18 protein-coding genes and 1 pseudogene are annotated in these 20,833 nt (G+C 65.2%); 12 read left to right on the top strand and 7 right to left on the bottom strand.

Going from position 1 to position 20,833, the window contains the following annotated elements:
- The 7 genes and pseudogenes from nudK to BM019_RS26070 all read left to right on the top strand — a co-directional run.
- The gene (nudK, locus tag BM019_RS26100) at positions 1-609 is read left to right on the top strand and encodes a GDP-mannose pyrophosphatase NudK (RefSeq protein ID WP_009041448.1); all 609 of its coding nucleotides are present in this window, start codon (positions 1-3) and stop codon (positions 607-609) included.
- Positions 602-1,507: an ABC transporter substrate-binding protein gene (locus BM019_RS26095; protein WP_092421471.1), complete on the top strand. Its 906-nt coding sequence runs from the start codon at positions 602-604 to the stop codon at positions 1,505-1,507. The genes nudK and BM019_RS26095 overlap by 8 nt, the downstream gene beginning before the upstream one ends.
- On the top strand, positions 1,500-2,702 hold the full coding sequence (locus tag BM019_RS26090) for an MFS transporter (RefSeq protein WP_092421468.1): 1,203 nt from the start codon (positions 1,500-1,502) through the stop codon (positions 2,700-2,702). The genes BM019_RS26095 and BM019_RS26090 overlap by 8 nt, the downstream gene beginning before the upstream one ends.
- On the top strand, positions 2,699-3,355 hold the full coding sequence (locus BM019_RS26085; RefSeq protein WP_085532670.1) for an HAD family hydrolase: 657 nt from the start codon (positions 2,699-2,701) through the stop codon (positions 3,353-3,355). Before BM019_RS26090 ends, BM019_RS26085 begins: the two co-directional genes overlap by 4 nt.
- Before the next feature lie 58 nt (positions 3,356-3,413).
- Entirely contained in the window at positions 3,414-4,316 is a 903-nt protein-coding gene (locus BM019_RS26080; protein WP_092421465.1) for a LysR family transcriptional regulator, read from the top strand.
- A 130-nt stretch (positions 4,317-4,446) separates the two neighbouring features.
- Positions 4,447-5,070 carry a glutathione S-transferase family protein gene (locus BM019_RS26075; protein WP_009041443.1) on the top strand — a complete coding sequence of 208 codons (624 nt, stop codon included), beginning with the start codon at positions 4,447-4,449 and terminating at the stop codon, positions 5,068-5,070.
- Between the two features lie 64 nt (positions 5,071-5,134).
- Positions 5,135-6,007 (top strand): annotated as a pseudogene (locus tag BM019_RS26070) (pyridoxamine 5'-phosphate oxidase family protein); the annotation flags it as partial.
- 5 nt (positions 6,008-6,012) lie between these two features.
- Here BM019_RS26070 and BM019_RS26065 read toward each other — a convergent pair.
- Genes BM019_RS26065 through BM019_RS26035 form a run of 7 tightly spaced genes read right to left on the bottom strand, consistent with a single transcriptional unit; the run spans position 6,013 to position 14,119 of the window.
- The gene (locus BM019_RS26065) at positions 6,013-7,143 is read right to left on the bottom strand and encodes a glycosyltransferase family 4 protein (protein WP_062824159.1); all 1,131 of its coding nucleotides are present in this window, start codon (positions 7,141-7,143) and stop codon (positions 6,013-6,015) included.
- Positions 7,144-8,274, bottom strand: a complete 1,131-nt coding sequence (locus tag BM019_RS26060) for a glycosyltransferase family 4 protein (protein ID WP_009041440.1) — start codon at positions 8,272-8,274, stop codon at positions 7,144-7,146.
- The gene (locus BM019_RS26055) at positions 8,258-9,634 is read right to left on the bottom strand and encodes a glycosyltransferase family 4 protein (RefSeq protein ID WP_092421459.1); all 1,377 of its coding nucleotides are present in this window, start codon (positions 9,632-9,634) and stop codon (positions 8,258-8,260) included. Before BM019_RS26055 ends, BM019_RS26060 begins: the two co-directional genes overlap by 17 nt.
- The gene (locus BM019_RS26050) at positions 9,631-10,905 is read right to left on the bottom strand and encodes an ABC transporter ATP-binding protein (RefSeq protein ID WP_092421456.1); all 1,275 of its coding nucleotides are present in this window, start codon (positions 10,903-10,905) and stop codon (positions 9,631-9,633) included. The genes BM019_RS26055 and BM019_RS26050 overlap by 4 nt, the downstream gene beginning before the upstream one ends.
- A complete protein-coding gene (locus BM019_RS26045; protein WP_009041437.1) occupies positions 10,905-11,702 on the bottom strand; it encodes an ABC transporter permease in 798 nt (265 codons plus the stop codon). The genes BM019_RS26050 and BM019_RS26045 overlap by 1 nt, the downstream gene beginning before the upstream one ends.
- Positions 11,702-13,144 (bottom strand): mannose-1-phosphate guanylyltransferase/mannose-6-phosphate isomerase, encoded by a 1,443-nt coding sequence (locus tag BM019_RS26040; protein WP_092421453.1) that lies wholly within the window; start codon positions 13,142-13,144, stop codon positions 11,702-11,704. The genes BM019_RS26045 and BM019_RS26040 overlap by 1 nt, the downstream gene beginning before the upstream one ends.
- A 3-nt stretch (positions 13,145-13,147) precedes the next feature.
- The gene (locus BM019_RS26035) at positions 13,148-14,119 is read right to left on the bottom strand and encodes a GDP-mannose 4,6-dehydratase (protein ID WP_092421450.1); all 972 of its coding nucleotides are present in this window, start codon (positions 14,117-14,119) and stop codon (positions 13,148-13,150) included.
- An 813-nt stretch (positions 14,120-14,932) separates the two neighbouring features.
- Here BM019_RS26035 and BM019_RS26030 point away from each other — a divergent pair.
- The 5 genes from BM019_RS26030 to BM019_RS26010 are packed head-to-tail and all read left to right on the top strand — an operon-like array spanning position 14,933 to position 20,703.
- On the top strand, positions 14,933-16,540 hold the full coding sequence (locus BM019_RS26030) for a glycosyltransferase (protein ID WP_092421447.1): 1,608 nt from the start codon (positions 14,933-14,935) through the stop codon (positions 16,538-16,540).
- Entirely contained in the window at positions 16,540-17,844 is a 1,305-nt protein-coding gene (locus BM019_RS26025) for a glycosyltransferase (protein WP_092421444.1), read from the top strand. Before BM019_RS26030 ends, BM019_RS26025 begins: the two co-directional genes overlap by 1 nt.
- Positions 17,844-18,731: a class I SAM-dependent methyltransferase gene (locus tag BM019_RS26020; RefSeq protein ID WP_092421441.1), complete on the top strand. Its 888-nt coding sequence runs from the start codon at positions 17,844-17,846 to the stop codon at positions 18,729-18,731. Before BM019_RS26025 ends, BM019_RS26020 begins: the two co-directional genes overlap by 1 nt.
- Complete coding sequence (locus tag BM019_RS26015; protein WP_092421438.1) at positions 18,728-19,885, top strand: acyltransferase family protein; 1,158 nt, start codon at positions 18,728-18,730, stop codon at positions 19,883-19,885. The genes BM019_RS26020 and BM019_RS26015 overlap by 4 nt, the downstream gene beginning before the upstream one ends.
- The gene (locus BM019_RS26010) at positions 19,879-20,703 is read left to right on the top strand and encodes a class I SAM-dependent methyltransferase (RefSeq protein ID WP_092421436.1); all 825 of its coding nucleotides are present in this window, start codon (positions 19,879-19,881) and stop codon (positions 20,701-20,703) included. The genes BM019_RS26015 and BM019_RS26010 overlap by 7 nt, the downstream gene beginning before the upstream one ends.
- Positions 20,704-20,833: the final 130 nt, after the last annotated feature.

Raw genomic sequence — 20,833 nt, 5'->3', positions numbered from 1 at the left:
ATGAACCAGGCCATCTCCACCAAGGACCGGGTGCGGATCCATCAGGTCGAAGTGCTTTCGGACAATTGGTACGTGCTGCGCAAGACCACCTACGACTTCCAGGGCCGCGACGGTGTCTGGCGCACCCTGGACCGGGAAACCTACGACCGCGGCAATGGCGCCACCATCCTGCTGTACAGCAGGGCCAAGCAGACGGTGGTGCTGACCCGGCAGTTCCGTTTCCCGGCCTTCGTCAACGAACACGACGGCATGCTGATCGAAACCTGCGCCGGGCTGCTGGACAAGGACGATGCGCGGACCTGCATCCACAAGGAGACGGAGGAGGAAACCGGCTATCGCATCCGTGAGGTGCGCAAGGTGTTCGAAGCCTTCATGAGCCCCGGTTCGGTCACCGAGCGCCTGCACTTTTTCGTCGGCGAATATTTCGATGAAGACAAGCAAAGCGAGGGTGGCGGCCTGGAACACGAGGGCGAAGAGATCGAAGTGCTGGAGCTGCCGATCGACCGGGCCCTGGCAATGATCGACAGCGGCGAGATCTGCGACGGCAAGACCATCATGCTGCTGCAGTACGCCAAGCTGCACCGGCTGCTGGAGGCCACCGATGACTGAGCTCAACGCCATCAGCTCGATGGAAAACGCCGAGCTGGCCGAATTCATCGCCGGCATCAGCCAGCACATCGGCATGCCGGTGCGCCTGACCCGTTGTTCCACCTCGGAGCTGATCGAGCGCCTGCACGGTGGCAGCGCCGGGGCCTGGGACCTGTTGCTGGGCACGGCGGCCACCGCCTTGCTCGACCCGGCCCTGGCCTGGCAACTGATGCCGCTGACGGACATCGAATTCTCCGGCCTGCCGGACGCCGCGGTGGCCACCGATCGCCGCTGGTTCGCGGCATCGGGTTTCGTCCCGGCCTTCTGTTATGACCCCAAGGTCCTGGCCCGCGAGGGCCTGGCGGCGCCGACCCGCTGGCAGGACCTGACAGGCCGCGAATGGGCCGGGCGCATCGCCTTGCCCGACCCCGCGCGCTCCGGTGCCGGTTATCTGCACCTCAGCGCGTTGCTCGAGCATTACGGCGAACCCGCCTGGACACTGCTGGCCCAGGTGGCCGGGCACGGCCCTGCGATCAGCGGTTCCTCCACGGCGCCGATCGAGGCCGTCGTGCAGGGGCAGGCCTGGCTGGGGGTGACGGTGTCGACCGCGGCCACCCGCGCCGCCGAACAGCACCCGCAGCTGCGCTGGTGCGTGCCCGAAGATGCACGCTGTTATGAGGACGAGGTGTTCGCCTGCCGGGCCGGCTCGCCCAACGCCGCCTATGCGCAGCAGGCGTTGCAGTGGATGCTCACCCCGGCCGCGGCGCAGATCAGCCAGCGCTATGGCAAGGTCGTGCCGGGCCAGGCTCACCCGGTCGGCGCGCTGCAACCGCTGCCGGCCTTGCAGGCCAGTCGCGACAAGGCGGCGCGCTGTCGGCATTGGCAGGCGCTGTTCAGCCGGGAGACGGCCCATGGCTGAAGCCGCGCGGGATTCCAGTCAAGCGCTCAGCCGTCAGGAGCAGGTCCGCGAGGCACGCCCATGGTTCCTGTACCTGCTGTTCGGGCTGTTCGGCGCCCAGCAAGGGTTGCTCGGGCCGATCATGCCGTTCCTGCGCGACACCCTGGCGCTCGACCTCGGTTGGGCCGGCCTGCATTTCGCCGCCTATGCCGCCGGCCTGGCGCTGGTCGGCTGGCCCTATCGCTGGCTGGAACGACGGTTGCGCTCGACGAGCATGAGCACCATCGCCTGCCTTTCGGTGGTTATTGCCAGTAGCCTGTTCGCCCTTGCCGGACACTGGTCGCTGAGCTTGTTCGCCGCCGCGGCGATGGGCCTGTCGGGCGGATTTGTACTGGCGGTAGGGCAGGCGGCCCTGGGCGAGCGTTATCGCGAACAGGCCGCGTCGAGGCTGGTGGAGGCGCACATCGTCGCCGGGTTGTGCGTGCTCGGCGGCGCCCTGCTGGTGGGTGGCATGACCGGCCTGGGCCTGTCCTGGCGCCTGGTGCCGGGCAGCATCGCCGCTATCGCGCTGCTGGTGACCTTGCTCGCGCTGAGTGCCTGGAACGCCCCGGCGACACTCGCCGCCACCGATCAAGCCCGCGAGAGCGGGCAGACCCTCATGACCCGGCGGGTGCAACTGAGCCTGTGGGCCTTGGTGCTGCTGGGTATTTCCGCGGAATGGGGCGTCGGTTTCTGGGGCGCGGAATACCTGGCCGTGCATGTCCAGGTCAGCGCCTCGGCCGCGGCCACGCTGATGAGCCTGTATTTTGCCGGCACGGTGTGCGGGCGCCTGGCCAGCCGTTATGCGTTGATCCGCATCAGCCCGTTGCCGCTGCTGGTCGGCGTGATGCTCGGGGCCATCGCCACCCTGGTGCTGCTGTACTTCAGCCAGACCCGGCTGCCGACGGCCTTGTTCATCTTTGTCCTGGGCGCCTGCCTGGGCAATTTCTTCCCGCTGATCCTCGGTTCGGCGATGCGCATCGCGCCCCAGGCCAGCTCGGCCATCAGCGCCCAGGCCTCGCAGGCGGTGGGCGTGGCGCTGCTGCTGGCGCCTTTCCTGCTGGGCCTGCTGTCCTCGCGGATCGGTGTCGAAGCGGCTTTCAGCCTGTTGATCGTCTACCCCTTTCTCATGCTGCCGATCGCCCGCGGTCTGCATTTTTCCGGAGCACGCCCTTGAAGCTTTCTGCCCTGTTGTTCGATCTCGACGGCACCCTCATCGACACCGATGACCTGCACCTCAACGCCTACAACCAGTTGCTGGCGCGCTGGGGAAAATCCATGAGCCTGGATTACTACAAGGCCCATGTGATGGGCTTTCCCGACGACATGATTTTCTCCGGCCTGTTTCCCCAGGCGCCGGCGACGCAATACCCGGAGCTGGCGGCGCAGAAGGAGGCCATGTTCCGCGCCCAGCTGCGCGAGACCATTCCGGTGCCTGGCGTGCTGCGCACCCTGGATTATGCCCAGGCGGCCGGCATCCCCATGGCGGTGGTGACCAACGCGCCCCGGGAAAACGCCGAAGCCATGCTCCAGGGCCTGGGGATTGCCGAGCGCTTCGATGCGCTGGTGATCGGCGGTGAGCTGGCGCGCGGCAAGCCCGACCCGCTGCCTTACCTGACGGCTTTGCGCTTGCTGGACGCGAGCGCCGATCAGGCGCTGGCCTTCGAGGACTCGCTGGCCGGCGTGCGTTCCGCGGCGGCGGCGGGCATCCACACCTTTGGCATGCTCTCGGGCCTGGAGGAAACACAGCTTCGCGAGGCGGGTGCGCGGAGTATCATCCGGGACTTCAACGATGAGGCCTTGTGGCAGCGACTCCAGGTCCCTGCCTGAGCCCGGGCGGTCCATGCGGGACGGTGCCGGGGCAGGGCGCCGTACTGCGAGGACCGTCATGGACCGATTCCAGGAAATGCAGGTGTTCATCAGCGTCGCCCAGGAGCAGGGCTTCGCGGCCGCGGCCCGGCGCCTGGGGCTGTCCGCGCCCAGTGTGACCCGGGCGGTGGCGGCGCTGGAGCAACGTATCGGCACCCAGTTGCTGACCCGCACCACGCGCAATGTGCTGCTGACGGAAGCCGGCCAGCGTTACCTGGAAGACAGCCGGCGCATCCTCACCGAGTTGCAGGACGCCGAGGCCTCGGCCGCCGGCATCCATGCCCTCCCGCGCGGACAATTGACGATCACCGCTCCGGTGCTGTTCGGCGAGCTGTTCGTGACTCCGCTGATGGTGGATTACCTGGAACGCTTTCCCGAAGTCAGCATCAATGCCCTGCTGGTCGATCGGGTGGTGAGCATGGTCGAGGAAGGCATGGACGTCGCGGTGCGCATCGGTGAGTTGCCCGACAGCGGCCAGCACGCGATGCGCGTCGGCGAGGTGCGGCGGGTCATCTGTGCTTCCCCGGCTTTTCTGGCGCGGCATGGGCGACCACGACATCCGCAGGAACTGCGCCAGGCGCCGGTGATTGCGCCGTCGTCCATCGGCCAGTCCAGAAGCTGGCTGTTCGACGATAACGGAACGCCCTTGAATATTCGTCCGGAACCGCGGCTGGTGGTTACCGCCAACCAGGCGGCGATCAGTGCCGCGTGCCTGGGGCTGGGCCTGACCCGGGTGCTGTCGTATCAGGTCGCGAGCAAGGTGGCGGCGGGCGAGCTGGAGATTATCCTGGCGGAGTTCGAACTGGCGCCGCTGCCGATCCATGTGGTGTATCAGGGCGGGCGCAAGGCCCCGGCGCGGGTGCGCAGTTTCGTCGATTTCGCGGTGCAGGCGCTGCGCGGACACCCGGCGTTGCGACCGTAGCGTGGATTGTTGCGCTGGCTGAAATGATGGATTGTGTTTTCTGGTGATTCCGTTGTTTTCAAGCGAGGGGGAAGATGGCGCCCGTCAGTGCCGCTCTTGTGAGCCGCACCCCTGCCAGCGGAGTCTGCCCATGCACCCCATCAAGCTCTACAACTTCCCCCGTTCCGGTCATGCCCATCGCGTCGAACTGATGTTGTCGCTGCTGGGGCTGCCTTTTGAATCGATCATCGTCGATCTGGCGAAAGGCGAGCATAAACAGGCGGATTTCCTGGCGCTGAACCCCTTTGGCCAGGTGCCGGTGATCGACGACCAGGGCGTGGTGCTGGCCGACTCCAACGCGATCCTGGTGTATCTGGCGCAGAAGTACGGCCAGGGCCGTTGGCTGCCCAGCGATCCGGTTGGCGCGGCACGGGTCCAGCGCTGGTTGTCGGTGGCGGCGGGGCCGATTGCGTTCGGCCCGGCGGTGGCGCGGCTGATCACCGTATTCGGCGCCCAGAGCAACGCCGAGGAGGCCATCGACCGCTCCCATGCGTTGCTCAAGGTGGTCGAGCAGGAATTGACGGCCAGCCCTTACCTGGCGGGCAGCGAACCGACCATCGCCGACATCGCCGGCTACAGCTACATCGCCCACGCCCCCGAGGGCAATGTGTCGCTGGCGGATTATCCACAGGTCCGCGCCTGGCTGGCGCGCATCGAAGCTTTGCCTGGCTTCGTCGGCATGCCGCGCACCGCGGTGGGCCTGCAAAGCGCCTGAACCTGGCGGCCCGGCCCCCCCGGGCCCGCTGACTGCTGCGTCATCGACGCAGGGGAGACCCATCATGAACATCGAATCCCCCTGGCATGCAGGCGAAACCCGCCTGCAAGCCCAGGCTGGCGTTGCCGAGCGCATGGACGTCGTCGGGCGCAAGGTGATCCGCAGCGAGATGCCCGACCAGCACCGGCAGTTTTATCAACAGCTGCCGTTCATGCTGCTCGGGGCTGTGGATAACCAGGGCAACCCCTGGGCCAGTGTGCTCGAAGGGGCTGTCGGTTTCGCCCACTCGCCAACCCCCGGGCGGCTAAGGCTCGACAGCCTGCCCGCCGCCGAAGACCCCACCCAGCTGGCGCCGGGCGCGGCCGTCGGCCTGCTGGGCATCGAGCTGCATACCCGGCGGCGCAACCGCCTCAACGGTCGGATCGTCGAGCTGGACGACAGCGGTTTTGCCCTGGGGGTCGAACAGTCCTTCGGCAATTGCCCGCGCTACATCCAGCTGCGTCAGTTCGAGTCGGTGCCGCTGGCCACGCACCGGCCGGTGCAGCGCCTGGATGCGCTGGATGAAGCGGCGAGGGCGATGATCCGGGACGCCGATACGTTTTTTGTCGCCAGTTACGTGGAGCTCGAGGGACGGCTCTGGGTCGATGTGTCCCACCGCGGCGGCCCGGCCGGTTTCGTGCGGGTCGAAGGCAACCGCCTGAGCATTCCGGATTTCGCCGGCAACCTGCACTTCAACACCCTGGGCAACCTGCTGCTCAACCCCCGCGCCGGCCTGCTGTTCATCGACTTCAGCCGCGGCGACCTGCTGCAGCTCAGCGGCCGCACTGAAGTCGTGCTCGACGACCCGCAGATCGCCGCCTTCCCGGGCGCCGAGCGCCTGTGGCGCTTCGAGGTCGAGCAACTGGTGCGCCGACCCGCGGCGCTGGCCCTGCGCTGGACGGATCAGGCGTAGGACAGGGCTTTTTCCTCCAGCAACTCCTGGTACAGCTCGCTCCACCTTTGGCCCATTTGGTCGGCGGTGAACAGCTGCCGGTAACGGGCTTCGGCCTTGAGGCCCATCTGCGCGGCCTGTTCCGGGTTGTCCCAGAGCTGGCGCATGGCGGCGCGGAAGGCCAGGGGATCGCTGGGCGGCACCACCAGGCCGGTTTCGCCATGGATATTGATGTAGCTGGTGCCGGTGCCGATCTCGCTGGAGATCATCGGTTTGCCGTACATCGCGCCTTCGAGCAGCGAGATGCCGAACGCCTCGGAGCGCAGGTGCGAGGGGAAGACGATGGCGTAGCTCAGTTGCAGCAAGGCCACCTTGTCTTCATCCCCCAGGCGGCCGAGGAAATGCAGGTTGCGCAGACCCAGCGCCGCGGCCTGGGCATGCAATTCGGCTTCGAGCGGGCCGGCGCCGACGATCACCACCGGGTAGTCCACGTCCTTGAGGGCATCGAGCAGGATGTGCAGGCCCTTGTAGTAACGCATCACCCCGACGAACAGGAAAAAACGCTCGCCCAGGCGCTGGCGCCACTGGGCCATGCGTTCGGCGTCAGGCTGTGGATAACCAGCCTTGTTCAGGCCGTAGGGGATGACCCGGGTCTTGTCCGGGAACTGTTGCAGCACATCGCTGGTGTGCAGGTAGTTCGGCGACGCGGCGACGATCCGGTCGACGCTGTGCAGGAAGCGGTTCATCAATGGCCGGTACAGCTTGAGCAGGTGGCGCTGGCGGATGATGTCGGAGTGGTAGGTGGCCACACAGGGCTTGTTCATGCCACTCATGAAATGCACCAGGTCCATGAACGGCCAGGGGAAGTGGTAATTGACCACGTCGGCTTCGGCGGCCATTTCGCGAAACTGCTTGAACACGCTGTAGGAGAAACCGGTGGAGGCGAACTGGAAATCCAGCTTTGCCTGGTGCACCTCATGCTGGCCCACCTTCAGTGTGCCGGAGGAGGGAGTGGGGCTCAGCGTCAGGACCTGGCCGTCGATGCCATAGTGGGCACCGCTTTCGCAGAGCTGGAAGATGACCTGCTCAGTGCCGCCGACCGAGTCAGGCAGGTATGTTTTGTAGAAGTGTAAGACCCGCATTCAGCCTCCCATGGCCTGACGGTAGGCACGCGCGGTGATCCGCGCGCAGCGCCCCCAGGAAAAAAGTCTTGCCTGTTCCAATCCCGCTTCGCGGCACGCCTGCCAATGGCGGTCGTCTTCGATCAGGCGCAGCAGGTCGTGGCGCAAGCCGTCCACATCGTCGGGGTCGACATAGTTGCCGGCCGCACCCGCGACTTCCGGCATCGCCGAACATCGCGTCAGTACCACCGGCGTACCACTGGCCATGGCTTCCAGGACCGGAAGACCAAAGCCCTCGTATCGCGAAGGAAAAACCAGGGCCCTGGCCCCGGCGACCAGCTGTGCCAGCTGTTCGTCCGGCAGGTAGCCCAGCAGACGCACATGGCTGCTGGCCAGGGCGCTGTACAGCGTTTCGCTGAATTGCCCCTGTTCCCAGCCCGCCATGCCGACGATCAGCAAGGGATAACGCTGGCGCAGGGTTTCCGGCAGCCGGGCATGCGCCAGCAAAGCCAGGGACAGGTTCTTGCGCGGTTCCAGGGTGCCCACGCAGAGCAGATAGCCGTGGGCTTGCAGCTTGTAGGTCGCGAGGCAGGGCTCCAGCTCGGCCGGCTCCCGGGGATGAAAGCGTGGAGCCGCACCCAGCGGGGCCACGACAAAACGCTCGCGTGGCAGGCCGAAGTAGGCCTGGGCTTCATCGGCGACGAACTGCGAATCGGTCAGGATCACCCGCGCCTGCTCCATGCCGGCGCCCAGGCGTCGCTCGATTTCCTTCAGCCGCGCCGGTGGCTGGGTGGCCGGGTAATGCACGTGGGTCAGGTCGTGCAGGGTCATCACAGTCGGCCCCTCGAACGACATCGGCCACAGACTGGGTTCGTGGTAGAGATCGATGGTGGCGTGCCGGCCCTGGTCGAAGCGCCGCTGTTCCAGCCAGCGCCGCGCCTGGTAGGCCCCGGGAACCTGGCGCAGCCAGGGGCTGAGCCGGGAGTAACCGGGCATCGCGGCAGTCGGCAGTTCATTGCTCCAACCCCAGCCATGGAACAGCGCCAGTTCAAGGCCCGGCTCGCCGGCCAGGGCCGGCGCCAGTTCCGCGACGTAGTGGCCGATGCCGGTGCGTGGCGCCTGGAGAATGCGCGCGTTAAGGGCTACACGCATCGTTCATCTCCAGGACCGCAGGGGCGTTCCGGTGCTGGCGGACAATACGTTCGATCAACTGGTTGCTGGCGTCGCGCCAAGTCAGCCAACGCCACTCATCCACATCACGGGCAGCAGGGAACACCCCCGTGCGCTCTTGCTGGATGACCAGCTCGGCCAGGCTCTGCGGATCGTTCAGGTCGAAATAGGCCATGAACTCGCCGCCGATTTCGCGAAATACCGGGATGTCGCTGCCCATGGCGGGCAGGCCACGCTGCATGGCTTCCACCAGGGGCAGGCCGAACCCTTCGACATAGGAGGGGAACACCAGCGCCGTCGCCTTGGAATAGGCGTACTCCAGGCTGTTGTCGTCCAGTGAATTGAACATGAACAGGCGCCGGTTCAACTCCGGGTGCCGGCGAATCCGTTCGATCAGCGCCTCGCACTTCCAGCCGATGCGCCCGGCGATGCACAGGCGGGCCTGGGACCCGCTGGCCCAGACACGCTCGAAGGCGTCGAGCAGGAACCCGTGGTTCTTGCGTGGCTCGATGGTGCTGACCATCAGGAACACCGGTGCCCGATGCTTGAACAGCTGCGTCAGGTCCGGGTCTATCCGCGAGTTCTCGCTGCACAGATCCAGCTCCGAACCCAGGTGGAAAAAATCGAACCAACGCTGCGTGACCTGTTCGCGGCCAACCCGGCGGAGCATTTCCGCGTGCACCTGATCGCGGATGGTCGCGGAGATCGCCACGTAGCCGTCGGCGGTGCGGGCTATCCAGTCGAACCAATGGTTGAACACCCGGACCAGCCCGGCGTCGCAGAACTGCGGATGAGTCAGGGGGATCAGGTCGTAGATCACCGAAACTATTCCCACGCCGTCGCGCTTGAGCTGTTCGGCTAAGGGGAAAAAGTCGGCGTGCCACGACGAGTCCAACAGCACCAGTTGATCGCCCGGTTGATGTTGCAGCGGCACACAACGCTGGGGGATTTCATCCACGTTCACCAAGCGGTTGCACAGGCGCAGGGGGATGCTGAGAAAGGCAAAGGCCGTCAGGCGGCACGCGATGTAGAGCAAGCGCCGGGCGATGTATGAATCGGCAAAGGGTTTGCGGCGTTCCAGAGTCCGGTGGCGCAGCCAGAAAACGTTAGCGATCTGCTCCAGGCGTACCCGCAGGCTCATCAGGTCCCAGCGCCGGGTCGGCAGTGGCTTGAGGCTCAGAACCCGATACAGCTTGCCGCCGAGCATCGCCACCGGAATGCATTCCACCGCGCCGCTGGCTGCGGGCAACTCGCGGATGACGTTGCGCACCACGCGCTGGATGCCTGAGTTGGTTTCGGGGTGTTCGAATACGTAGGTGCATTCGATCAACAGGCGGCTCATGGTTCCACCTGCTGGCTGATTGGCTGGACGGGCTCCACGAAGCCCGGGAGGGTGCGCTCGATACTGGTCCGCGCCTGCAACCAGGAACAACCGACGAAGTCTTCCTGGCGGTTATTGATGACGTGGAAGACCAGGCCGTAGTCGCGCCATTCGAAGTTGCGATCCAGGTGCGAATCCAGCCGCGACAGGCTCAGGGCCACCGAGTAGTTGCCCTTGCCCAGGCCCATGGTGAAGGCGAAGCGGAAGGTGACCTTCTCGCCGGCGCTCAAGTCGGTCAGGGCCTGGTCCAGGCGATGGGTGTTGATGCCATACATGGGCTGGCCGAGACGGTCCTTGATCATGAAACCCAGCACCAGCCGTTCGATGTCCTGGCACACCTCGACCTGTACTTCCAGCACCACCGGCTGGCCGACTTCGGCCATCTCGATCGAGCGCTCGCGTTCGTCGCGCAGGTGCACGCTGAGGATCGCGGCTTCGCCGGTGCCGGAAATGGTCCGTACCTGGCCGTTGGCGAGCATTTCTTGGCGCACCGTCTGGCCTTCGCGTTCGGCGAGCATGGCGTTGTAGTAGTCCATCACCTCTTCCGGCTTGCCGTGCATGGCCACGCGGCCTTGCTCGAGCAGGATCGCGGTGTCGCAGATCGACTGGATCGCCGAGCGGTCGTGGGACACGATCAGCAGGGTGGTGCCGGCGCGGCGGAAGCTGCGGATGCGCTCGAAACTCTTGTGCTGGAAGTAGGCGTCGCCCACCGACAGCGCCTCGTCGACGATCAGGATGTCCGGGCGCCGGGCCGTGGCCACGCTGAACGCCAGGCGCATCTGCATGCCGCTCGAATAAGTGCGTACCGGGTGATCGATGGCCTCGCCGATTTCGGCGAAGGCTTCGATTTCCGCCATCAGGGCTTCGATTTCCTCGACCTGCATGCCCAGCAGCTGTCCGGCCATGACCGCGTTCTGGCGCCCGGTGAAGTCCGGGTGGAAACCCATGCCCAGCTCCAGCAACGCCGCCACCCGACCCCGCAGATGGATCTCGCCGCAGGTTGGCTGGGTGGTGCCGGTGATCATTTTCAGCAAGGTGCTTTTGCCGGCGCCGTTGACCCCGACTATGCCCACTGCCTGGCCCGGCTCGATCTCGAAATCGACGCCCTGCAGCACCCAGTGCAGGTGATGGCGCGGCCTGGAAAACGGAATCATCCATTCGAACAGCCGGCTCCAGCGGTTCGGGTACTGCTTATAGGCCTTGCCCAGGCCGGTGACGCGTATATGTCCCATCAGAGCTCATCCACCATTTCACCGACGCGCTGGCGGAAAAGCCGCAGCCCCATGCCACAGAACAACAGGCTGATCACCAGCATCGGGGTCAGCGAACTCCATTGCGGCCACTGGTCGTACAGGAACAGGTTCTGGTAGCTGTGCATCAGCGCGGTCAGCGGGTTGAGCGCCAGCAGGCGCTGGATCGACTCGGGCAGGATGCTGATGGGGTAGACGATGGGGGTCAGCCAGAACCAGAACTGCAGGAAGATGCCAAAGAACTGCCCGACGTCGCGAAAGAACACGTTCAGCACCCCGAGGATCATCCCCAGGCCGGTGCAGAACAGCACTTGCAACAGCAGCAGCGGGATCAGCGCCAGCAGCGCCAGGCCCGGCAGGCGCCCGGTGATCAGCAGGAAGCCGAGGAACAGGCCGAGGATGATCGCGAAGTTGATGCCGGCGTTGAGCAGCACGATCACCGGCAGGCAGATGCGCGGGAAGCTGATCTTCTTCAGCAGGTTGGCGTTTTCCAGGAACATGCTCTGGCTGCGCAGGGTCAGCTCGGAAAACAGGCCCCAGGTCAGCAGCCCGGCGCACAGGTAGACGCTGTAGGCCAGGCCGTCCTCGACCCCCGGCAGGCGGGCGCGCATCACCTGGGAAAAGATCACCGTGTAGACCACGATCATCGACAGCGGGTTGAGCACGGTCCACAAGGCGCCGAACAGCGAGTTGCGATAACGCGCCTGGAACTCCCGTTGTACGCTGCCGAGGATGAAGCCCCGGTAGCTGCGCAGCGAGCGGTACAGATTGAGCAGCATCAGGCCGTCCTGCCGTATTGGTCTTCGAAACGGACGATGTCGTCCTCGCCCAGGTATTCGCCGCTCTGCACTTCGATGATGACCAGGTCGATCACCCCCGGGTTCGCCAAGCGGTGCTTGTGCCCGGCGGCGATGAAGGTGGATTCGTTGCTGTTGACCAGATGCGAGCCGTCGCCGTTGTTGGTGACCATGGCCGTGCCCTTGACCACCACCCAGTGTTCGTTGCGATGGTGGTGCATCTGCAGCGACAGCGCCGCGCCCGGCTTGACCACAATGCGCTTGATCTTGAAGCCCGGGCCTTCCTCCAGCACGGTGTAGCTGCCCCAGGGGCGACTGACCGTGCGATGCAGGCGATAGGCTTCGTGGTTGCGATCCTTGAGCTGCCTGGCCACCTGGCGCACGTCCTGGGCGCGGTCGGCGTGGGCCACCAGGATGGCGTCGGCGGTCTCGACCACGATCAGGTTGTCGACGCCCACCGTGGCGATCATCCGGCCTTCGCTCTGCACGAAGTTGCCGTGGCTGTCGATGAACAGGGCTTCGCCGGTGGCGCGGTTGTCCTGGGCGTCGGCATCGACCAGGGCGCTGATCGCGCCCCAGGAGCCGATGTCGCTCCAGTCGAAGCCGGCCGGGATCACCGCGACCTTGTCCGAGATTTCCATCAGCGCGTAGTCGATGGAAATATCCGGCATATCGGCGAAATGCACCGCCGACAACTCGTGCTGGACAATGCGTCCGGTTTCCACCGGCGTGCTGGCCGCCTGGCAGGCGCGGCCCAGCTCCAGCAGCGCGGGAGCGTGCTGCTGCAACTCGGCCAGTAGGGTCGCGACCGTGAAGCAGAACATCCCCGAGTTCCACAGGAACCGGCCGCTGTCGAGGTAACCCTGGGCGGTCAGCGGGTCAGGTTTCTCGACGAAGCGGCGAACCCGGGTGCCGCCACGTTCGTCCAGGCTATCGCCGGATTCGATGTAGCCAAAACCGGTTTCCGGCGCGGTCGGGGTGATGCCGAACGTCACTAGGTAACCGGCTTCGGCCAGTTGCACGGCGTGGGCGACAGCATTGCGAAAGGCCGCCTCGTCCTGGATCAGGTGGTCGGCGGGCATGACCACCAGGGTTGCCTGATCGCCGTGCCGTGCCTGCACGGCCAGCGCGGCGGCGGCAATCGCCGGTGCTGTGTTGCGGCCCGAGGGTTCGAGGATGAAGTGGCCGTGGTGCTGTTCCAGCCCGGCGGCCTGGAAATGGTCCTTGCTTTGGAAAAAGTGCTCACGGTTGGTCACCGTGACGATCTCGCCGTTGCCGGCTAGCAGCCCGGCAGCACGACGGTAGGTCTTGCCCAGCAGGCTCTGGCCGTCCGGCAGGGTCATGAAGGGCTTGGGCTGGCCTTCGCGTGACACTGGCCATAAACGAGTGCCGGCGCCGCCGGAAACAATTACAGGAATCAACATGCCTTACTCCTTGGCAACACGTGTCATGTCCGCATCCACCATCATGTGGATCAGGTCCTGCAGATCGGTCTTGGGCCACCAGCCAAGGAGCTTTTGAGCTTTGGCCGGGTTGCCCAGCAGTACATCGACCTCCGCCGGGCGCAAGAACGCCGGGTCGATCTTCACGTAGTCACGGTAGTTCAGGCCGACGTGTTCGAAGGCGATCCGGCACATGTCGCGCACGGTGGTGGTGACGCCGGTGGCCACCACGAAATCGTCGGCCTGCTCCTGTTGCAGCATCAGCCACATGGCTTCGACATAATCGCCGGCGAATCCCCAGTCGCGCTTGGCGTCGATGTTGCCCAGGCGCAGTTCCTGCTGCTTGCCCTGTTTGATCCGCGCGGCGGCGTCGGTGACCTTGCGGGTCACGAACTCGATGCCGCGCAGGGGCGATTCGTGGTTGAACAGGATGCCGCTGCTGGCGTGCAAGCCGAAGCTCTCGCGGTAGTTCACGGTGATCCAGTGCCCGTAGAGCTTGGCCACGCCGTAGGGGCTGCGCGGGTAGAACGGGGTATTTTCGTCCTGCTGCTCGGCCTGGATCAGGCCGAACATTTCGCTGGTGGACGCCTGGTAGAAACGGGTGTGCGGGCTGAACTGGCGGATCGCCTCGAGCAGGTGGGTCACGCCCAGTCCGTCGACGATACCGGTGGTCACCGGCTGGTCCCAGGAGGCGGCGACAAAGCTTTGCGCCGCCAGGTTGTAGAGTTCGTCGGGTGCCGCCTTGATCACCGCCCGTTGCACGGAGCAGGCGTCGGCCATGTCGCCATCCAGGTAGCGGATCTCGCCCTCGATGCCCATCTCACGCAAGCGCCAGCGCGAGTCGCTGCTGCGTCGCGCCACCAGTCCGTGAACCTGATAGCCCTTGTCCAGCAGCAACTTGGCCAGATAGGCGCCGTCCTGCCCCGTGATCCCTGTGATCAGTGCACTTTTTGTCATTCTTGTAGTACCCGTGACTCCCCGTCGGACAGGATCGCTCGCGGGGATTGTTGTATAGGTGTTTCAGACACCCATTCGCTGTTCAGCCGCTCGCCATGGCCACCATGGACGCGACGCGATGCTGTCCACCGTGGACGGGCAGGGGGCTGGAGCGCGGTGGTGGCGACCTGGGCAAGCAGAGGGCGGATGTTGTTGCGCTGGCCAGTCAGGTGGATCGCCGGGTCGGGTGATCGGGGTAACAGGCGCTGGAAGTTTTGGTGGGCGGTCGGGCCATGGGAGGAGGCAGGCAGCGACCTCCGGCCTGAGCCGATGCTGCTCAAGCGGGATTGGGTGTGACGACCCATGAATCCATTCAGGTCCGTTACAAACAGACGCTTCTTCAAGCGGCAGTCCCCTCATCACGAACTTGCGCGAAATCCCGGGTTTAAAGGCGGGAAAATTCAGGAACTTCCGAAAACTATCGAAAATGGCCTGCCGCGCGAAGTTATTGTTGTAGTTGTTTGGCAGTCAATCTGTGCCAATTGCGCGGCAATTTCAATAAGTCCTATCGTGACCGGTAAGTTCTCCTTTTTGAGCATAGGAAAAATCTCTCCGGTAGGTTCCCGAACATTCGATGGATGTGTTTAGAATGCCCTTCGTCTCGACCCAAACGATCAGAGGCGGCTGTCTTTAGCCGCTGGAAACTGACCAAATAGAACAAGAACGTAGACGGGCATGAGAACGATGGATGCACGCCCGCAACACAGGCGTGGCGCCATGGCTCTACCGTCATTGTGTGAAGGTGCCAGGATGGCGGCTTCATCGTGAGATGCCATGAATTTCATTCTTTATTCGGATGTTAACGACGGCTCCATCAGCCAGAGCCTCGGGCGTCCGGAATACAGTTATTACTTCGTGCTCAAGGCTTATCGCCCGGTGCTGGAAAGCCTTGGGCGCGTGCATGTGGTGCAGACGCCGGCCGAGGTCGACCGGCTGTATCACGAGCTGCGGCTCAAGGGCGAAGACTGCCTGTTTCTTTCGTTCACCCCACCCCAGAAAACCCCGGTCGACCTGGACTGCCCGACCCTGTGCGTGGTGGCCTGGGAGTTCGATTCGATCCCCCACGAATACTGGGATAACGACCCGCACCAGGACTGGAGCCGCACCCTTGGTCGCCATGGCCGGGTGATCACCCTGTCCAGTCATACGGCCCGTGCGGTGCGTCGGGTGCTGGGTGAGCATTTTCCGGTGCTGGTGCTGCCTACCCCCTTGTGGGAGCGCTTCGACGGCGTCCGCGGGCAATACCCCAATGTACCGGTCAACGCCGGTACCACCCTGCAGATCAAGGGCTGCATCATCGACAGCCGGGCCCTGGGGCTTTGCGCCGACGGCCTGATCGCGCCGGTGCTGGATGAGGCGCCGCCGCCTCCCGCTCCCGTCGAGGTCGAAATCGTCGAAGCCCCGCCGCTGACCGTCAGGCGCCGGCTGTTCATTGCCAAGCACTATCTGCGCGAATGGTATCGGGCGCTGGCCGGCGGCGAATGGCGCCGGCCGCTGTTCATCAGCAAGCACTATGTTCGCGAATGCTACCGCGAGGGGTTGCGCGACCGGGTTCCCGAGCGCCTGCGGGCGCTGATGGCGAAATCGAGACCGGAGCACGCGGCAGCGCTGCCTGTGGTCCTGCCGGCACCCGCGCCTGAGCCAGAACACCCCCAGGCTGTCCTCCCGGCCACCGACCAGCAGGTGGAGTTCCAGGTCGATGGCGTGGTCTATGTCAGCGTGTTCAACCCCGACGACGGCCGCAAGAACTGGCATCAACTGATTACCGCGTTCTGCTGGGCGATGCGCGACACCGAAGACGCCACCCTGGTGTTGAAAATGACCCAGAACGACCTGTCGACCTATTACGTCGAAATGCTGACCCTGCTGTCGCAGCTGTCACCGTTCAGCTGCCGGGTGGTGGCCATGCACGGCTATCTGGACGACGAGCAGTTCGCCCGGCTGTACGGCGCAGCCAGTTTCTACGTCAACGCCTCGCGGTGCGAAGGCCTGTGCCTGCCGCTGATGGAGTTCATGGCCTGCGGCAAACCGGTGATCGCGCCGCTGCACACGGCCATGCTCGATTACATCGACGAGGAGGTGGCCTTTGTCGTCAAGTCCAGCCAGGAGCCGGCGATCTGGCCGCAGGACTCGCGCATCCTGTTCCGTACCTTGCGTCACCGCCCGGATTGGGGCTCGTTGAAAACCGCTTACCAGGACAGTTACCGCATGGCCAAGGAAAACCCCGCGGGGTACCAGTCGATGTCCCTGGCCGCGGCCCGGCGCATGCAGGAGTACAGCAGCTTCGCCAGCGTCCAGGGGCGCCTGCGGGAGTTCTTCGCCCTGACCCCGCTGACCGAGGCCGATGGCGCATCCTCCCTGGCCGTGGCGGGTAACGCCTGATGCTGATCCTCATCCATTCGGAAACCAACAAGAGCAACATCCAGCAGAACCTGGGCCGTCCCGAATACAGCTACTACTTCGTGCTCAAGGAGTTCCGGCCGGTGCTGGAACGCCTGGGCCAGGTGCTGGAGGTCAGCAACCCCGACGAGCTGGTGGACCGCCTGTATTTCGACTGCCAGAGCCGCGGCGAGGCGTGCATCTTCCTGTCGTTCTCGCCGCCCCATCGCACGCCCAACCATTACGCCTGCCCGACCATCCCGGTGTTCGCCTGGGAGTTCAGCACCATTCCCACCGAAAGCTGGCAGGGCGAGCCGCGCCATGACTGGCGGCTGGTCCTGGGCACCGCGGGCGCGGCGATCACCCACTCCAGCTTTACCGTGCGAGCGGTGCGCGAGGTGATGGGCGAGGACTACCCGATCTGCGCGATCCCGGCCCCGGTCTGGGATCGCTTCGCCCGCCGTGGCGAGCAACTGGGCAAGCAGGCGCGGGCGTCCCGGGTGACCCTCAACCTGCATGGCCTGTTGCTCGACAGCCGGACCCTGGACCTGAGTGCCTACGGCCCGGGCATGCTGCGCGAAGACAGGCCGCTGGCGCTCGATGCCACGGCCCGCGATTGCCAGCTGCTGCTCGACGGGGTGGTCTACACCTCGGTGTTCAACCCCTACGACGGGCGCAAGAACTGGCAGGACATGATCAGTGCGTTCTGCACCACCTTTCGCGACTGTGCCGACGCCACCCTGGTGCTGAAACTGACCCACCACGATATCGGCGACGCGCTGGCCGACATGCTGCACCACCTTTACAAGAACCAGTCCTACCAGTGCCGGATCGTGCTGATCCACGGCTTTTTGTCCGACCCGGACTACGAGCGGCTGGTGGAGGCCACCCGCTATGTGGTCAATTCCTCGTTCGGCGAAGGGCAGTGCCTGCCGCTGATGGAGTTCATGTCCTGCGGCAAGCCGGCGGTGGCGCCGTGCAACACCGCAATGGCCGACTACATCGACCACGACAACACCTTCATCGTCGACTCCACCGACGAGTTGACCGCCTGGCCCCACGATCCGCGGGCGGCCTACCGGACCCTGCGCTACATCACCAATTGGGATTCATTGTGCTCGGCCTATCGTGCCAGCTACGACGTTGCCCTGCAGGACCCCGAGCGTTATGCGCGCATGTCGAGCCATGCGGTCGAAAGCCTGCGGCGCTTCTGTAGCCAGGCCACGGCCGAACAGCGCCTGGGCGAGTTCTTCCAGCAGGTGCTGGAGCGGCGCAAGGCGTCTGCGACCCCCGGGCTTCCCGCGTGATGCGGGCATTTCTGCGGCGTTTGCGCAGGGGCGCGCCGTTGCCTGCGCCGCTGCTGGCCGAAGCGCCCAGGCCTGCGGTTTCTCCCCGCGATTGCGGCTTGCGCGACGCCATGCTCGATGGCTGGTTCCGTTCCGCAACCGGCGAGCTGCTCAAGGGCTTTGCCATCAGCGCCGACGACACCCTGCTCGATGTCGGCTGCGGCGAGGGCGTGGCGACGCTGTTCGCCATGCGCCAGGGCGCTTCGGTGATTTTCACCGACAGCGAGTTCGACAAGGTGCGCGACCTGGCCCGGCAAGTCGCCGAGCAATCGGACGTGCCCGCCCTGGGGCTGGTCAGCAACAGCCTGCCGTTGCCGCTGGCCCAGGGCTGCGCGAGCAAAGTGGTGTGCATGGAAGTGCTGGAGCACATCGAACAGCCCGAGCCGTTCCTCGCCGAGCTGGTGCGCATGGGCCGTCCCGGCGCGCAGTACCTGATCAGCGTTCCGGACCCGGTGGGCGAGCATTTGCAGAAGGGCATCGCGCCGCCCGGCTACTACCGCGCGCCGAACCATGTGCAGATCTTTTCCCGCGAAGGCTTTGGCCAGATGATCGAGGACGCCGGGCTGGTCATCGAACATCGGCAGGCCACGGGCTTTTTCTGGGTCATGGGCATGATCTTTTTCTGGGCCAGCGAACGGGCCGCCGGACGCGAGCCGCCGGGCGCCGTGCGCGACCGCATCCAGGCGCCGTACCCGGCGCTGATGGAAGGCTGGGCGCGGACTTGGGAGGAGCTGCTGGCGCAACCCGACGGGCTGGCGATCAAGCAGGTGCTCGATGGCTTCATGCCGAAAAGCCAGGTCATCATTGCCCGCAAGCCGCTGCCCGGCGCCGTGGCTGAGCCGTCTTGAACGACAAGCGGATCATGGACATCGAGCTGCTGCGGGGCATCGCGGTGCTGGGCGTGGTGTTCCATCATCTGCAAGGCAATCTGTTTCGCGACGGGCTCGCCTGGTTGGGCGGCGTCGCCGCCTACGGCCAGTTCTGGTGGGGCGTGGACCTGTTCTTCGCCATCTCCGGTTTTGTCATCGCCCGTAGCCTGATCCCGCAGCTGCGCGCCTGCACCAGCGGCGCGCAGTGCTGGCAACGGACCCGCGACTTCTGGATTCGCCGCGCCTTCCGCCTGCTGCCCTCGGCCTGGCTATGGCTGCTGCTGATGTTGCTGGCGAGCCTGTTCCTCAATCGCTCAGGAGCGTTCGGCAGTCTGCACGCCAACCTGTGGGCCACGGTTGCCGGCCTGCTGCAGTTCGCCAATTTCCGTTTCGCCGACAGCTTTTTCCACTATGAGTACGGCGCCAGTTTCGTCTACTGGAGCCTGTCGCTGGAGGAGCAGTTCTACCTGTTGCTGCCGCTGCTGGTGCTGTTGTGCCGCAAGTACCTGGCCTGGGCGTTGTTGGCGCTGGTACTCGTGCAGGTCCTGACCCTGCGCTCGGCGCTGCTGATGGTCATCCGCACCGACGCCATGGCCCTCGGCGTGTTGCTGGCGCTGTGGACGGCCTGCGGCAGCTACCGGCACTGGGAGCCAACGTGGCTGGGACGGTATGCGGGGCTCGGTCCGCTGCTGTTGATCCTGTCCTGCCTGGGCATGGGCTGGTTGGCCACCGATGGTTTTAATGTCACCCGTTACCGGGTCGGCGCCCTGGCGGTGCTCTGCGCGCTGTTGGTGTGGATCGCTTCCTACAACCGCGACTACCTGCTGCCCCGCGGCCCGCTGAAAAGCCTGCTGGCCTGGGTCGGCAGCCGTTCCTACGGGATCTACCTGATCCACATCCCGGTGTTTCTGCTGGTCCGCGAAGCCTGGTTCCGCCTGGCGCCCCTGGGCACGGCCGGGCTGAACGAGCAGCCGCTGCTGGCGCTGGCCTGCGCCCTGGGCCTGCTGCTGTTGCTGAGCGAACTCAACTACCGTGTCATCGAGTTGCCCCTGCGCAATCGGGGCGCCGAGCTGGTGCAACGCCTGGGCACATCCCGTTCTCCCGTTCCTTCCACAGGAGTCACTTCATGCTGAGCCTTCTGAAAAAACTCACGGCGAGCGCTCCTGCGGCCGTAGCGCCCGACGCACCGCCGCCGGCCAAGGTCGATCCGTACATGCTGGGCCTGCAGGACGCCATGCTCAGCGGCTGGTTCAACCAGGAAAACGGCGAGCTGTTCACCGGCTTTCCGGTGACGGCCGAGGACACCCTGCTGGACGTTGGCTGTGGTGACGGCGGCAACGTGCATTACTGCGCGATGCGCGGGGCGAAGATCATCATTGCCGACATCGACGCGGCCAAGGTCGAGGCGACGCGCCAGCGCCTGAGCGATACGCCGGCCCGCGGCGTGGAATGCCATGTCACCGACTGCAATCCACTGCCGATTGCCGACGGCACCGCCAGTCGCGTGGTGTCCACCGAGGTCATCGAGCATGTGGACGATCCGGCGCAGTTTCTCTGCGAACTGGTGCGGGTTGGCCAGCCGGGCGCGCTGTACCTGCTGAGCGTGCCGCACCCGAGCTCCGAGGACCTGCAAAAGAACATCGCCGCGCCGGAGTATTTCCAGAAGCCCAACCATATCCGCATCATCAGCGAAGAGCAGTTCAAGCAGATGGTCGGCGACGCCGGGCTGGAGGTGCTGAGCCATAGCCAGTACGGCTTCTACTGGTCGATGTGGATGCTGCTGTTCTGGGAAGCCAAGGTCGAATTCAGCAACCCCGACCACCCGTTGCTGGACCAATGGGCGAACACCTGGCAGACCATCCTCAACTCGCCGCGCGGGGTGCAGATCAAGCACGCGCTGGACGCCGTGGTCGCCAAGAGCCAGGTCATCATTGCCCGCAAGCCGGCTTGAACCGGCCCCCTGTAGCCGCTGCCGAAGGCTGCGCAAGGCCGCAGGCCTTCGGCGATCTTGCGACCCTGCGCGCCCTTCGGTCGCGATCGCAGCCTGCGGCAGCGGCTACAACGGGCGGATCTGCGCAAAT

The organism is Pseudomonas sp. NFPP07, from assembly GCF_900115645.1.
Classification (GTDB): Bacteria; Pseudomonadota; Gammaproteobacteria; order Pseudomonadales; family Pseudomonadaceae; genus Aquipseudomonas; species Aquipseudomonas chlororaphis.
Note: the sequence above shows the minus strand (reverse complement) of the source record. Positions and strands in the feature narration are given on the sequence as shown.

Excerpts from the sequence above, each read along its gene's own strand:
- nudK (WP_009041448.1), top strand. The coding sequence starts at position 1 with ATGAACCAGGCCATCTCCACCAAGGACCGGGTGCGGATCCATCAGGTC.
- BM019_RS26095 (WP_092421471.1), top strand. The coding sequence starts at position 602 with ATGACTGAGCTCAACGCCATCAGCTCGATGGAAAACGCCGAGCTGGCC.
- BM019_RS26090 (WP_092421468.1), top strand. The coding sequence starts at position 1,500 with ATGGCTGAAGCCGCGCGGGATTCCAGTCAAGCGCTCAGCCGTCAGGAG.
- BM019_RS26080 (WP_092421465.1), top strand. The coding sequence starts at position 3,414 with ATGGACCGATTCCAGGAAATGCAGGTGTTCATCAGCGTCGCCCAGGAG.
- BM019_RS26075 (WP_009041443.1), top strand. The coding sequence starts at position 4,447 with ATGCACCCCATCAAGCTCTACAACTTCCCCCGTTCCGGTCATGCCCAT.
- BM019_RS26065 (WP_062824159.1), bottom strand. The coding sequence starts at position 7,143 with ATGCGGGTCTTACACTTCTACAAAACATACCTGCCTGACTCGGTCGGC.
- BM019_RS26060 (WP_009041440.1), bottom strand. The coding sequence starts at position 8,274 with ATGCGTGTAGCCCTTAACGCGCGCATTCTCCAGGCGCCACGCACCGGC.
- BM019_RS26055 (WP_092421459.1), bottom strand. The coding sequence starts at position 9,634 with ATGAGCCGCCTGTTGATCGAATGCACCTACGTATTCGAACACCCCGAA.
- BM019_RS26050 (WP_092421456.1), bottom strand. The coding sequence starts at position 10,905 with ATGGGACATATACGCGTCACCGGCCTGGGCAAGGCCTATAAGCAGTAC.
- BM019_RS26045 (WP_009041437.1), bottom strand. The coding sequence starts at position 11,702 with ATGCTGCTCAATCTGTACCGCTCGCTGCGCAGCTACCGGGGCTTCATC.
- BM019_RS26040 (WP_092421453.1), bottom strand. The coding sequence starts at position 13,144 with ATGTTGATTCCTGTAATTGTTTCCGGCGGCGCCGGCACTCGTTTATGG.
- BM019_RS26035 (WP_092421450.1), bottom strand. The coding sequence starts at position 14,119 with ATGACAAAAAGTGCACTGATCACAGGGATCACGGGGCAGGACGGCGCC.
- BM019_RS26030 (WP_092421447.1), top strand. The coding sequence starts at position 14,933 with ATGAATTTCATTCTTTATTCGGATGTTAACGACGGCTCCATCAGCCAG.
- BM019_RS26025 (WP_092421444.1), top strand. The coding sequence starts at position 16,540 with ATGCTGATCCTCATCCATTCGGAAACCAACAAGAGCAACATCCAGCAG.
- BM019_RS26020 (WP_092421441.1), top strand. The coding sequence starts at position 17,844 with ATGCGGGCATTTCTGCGGCGTTTGCGCAGGGGCGCGCCGTTGCCTGCG.
- BM019_RS26010 (WP_092421436.1), top strand. The coding sequence starts at position 19,879 with ATGCTGAGCCTTCTGAAAAAACTCACGGCGAGCGCTCCTGCGGCCGTA.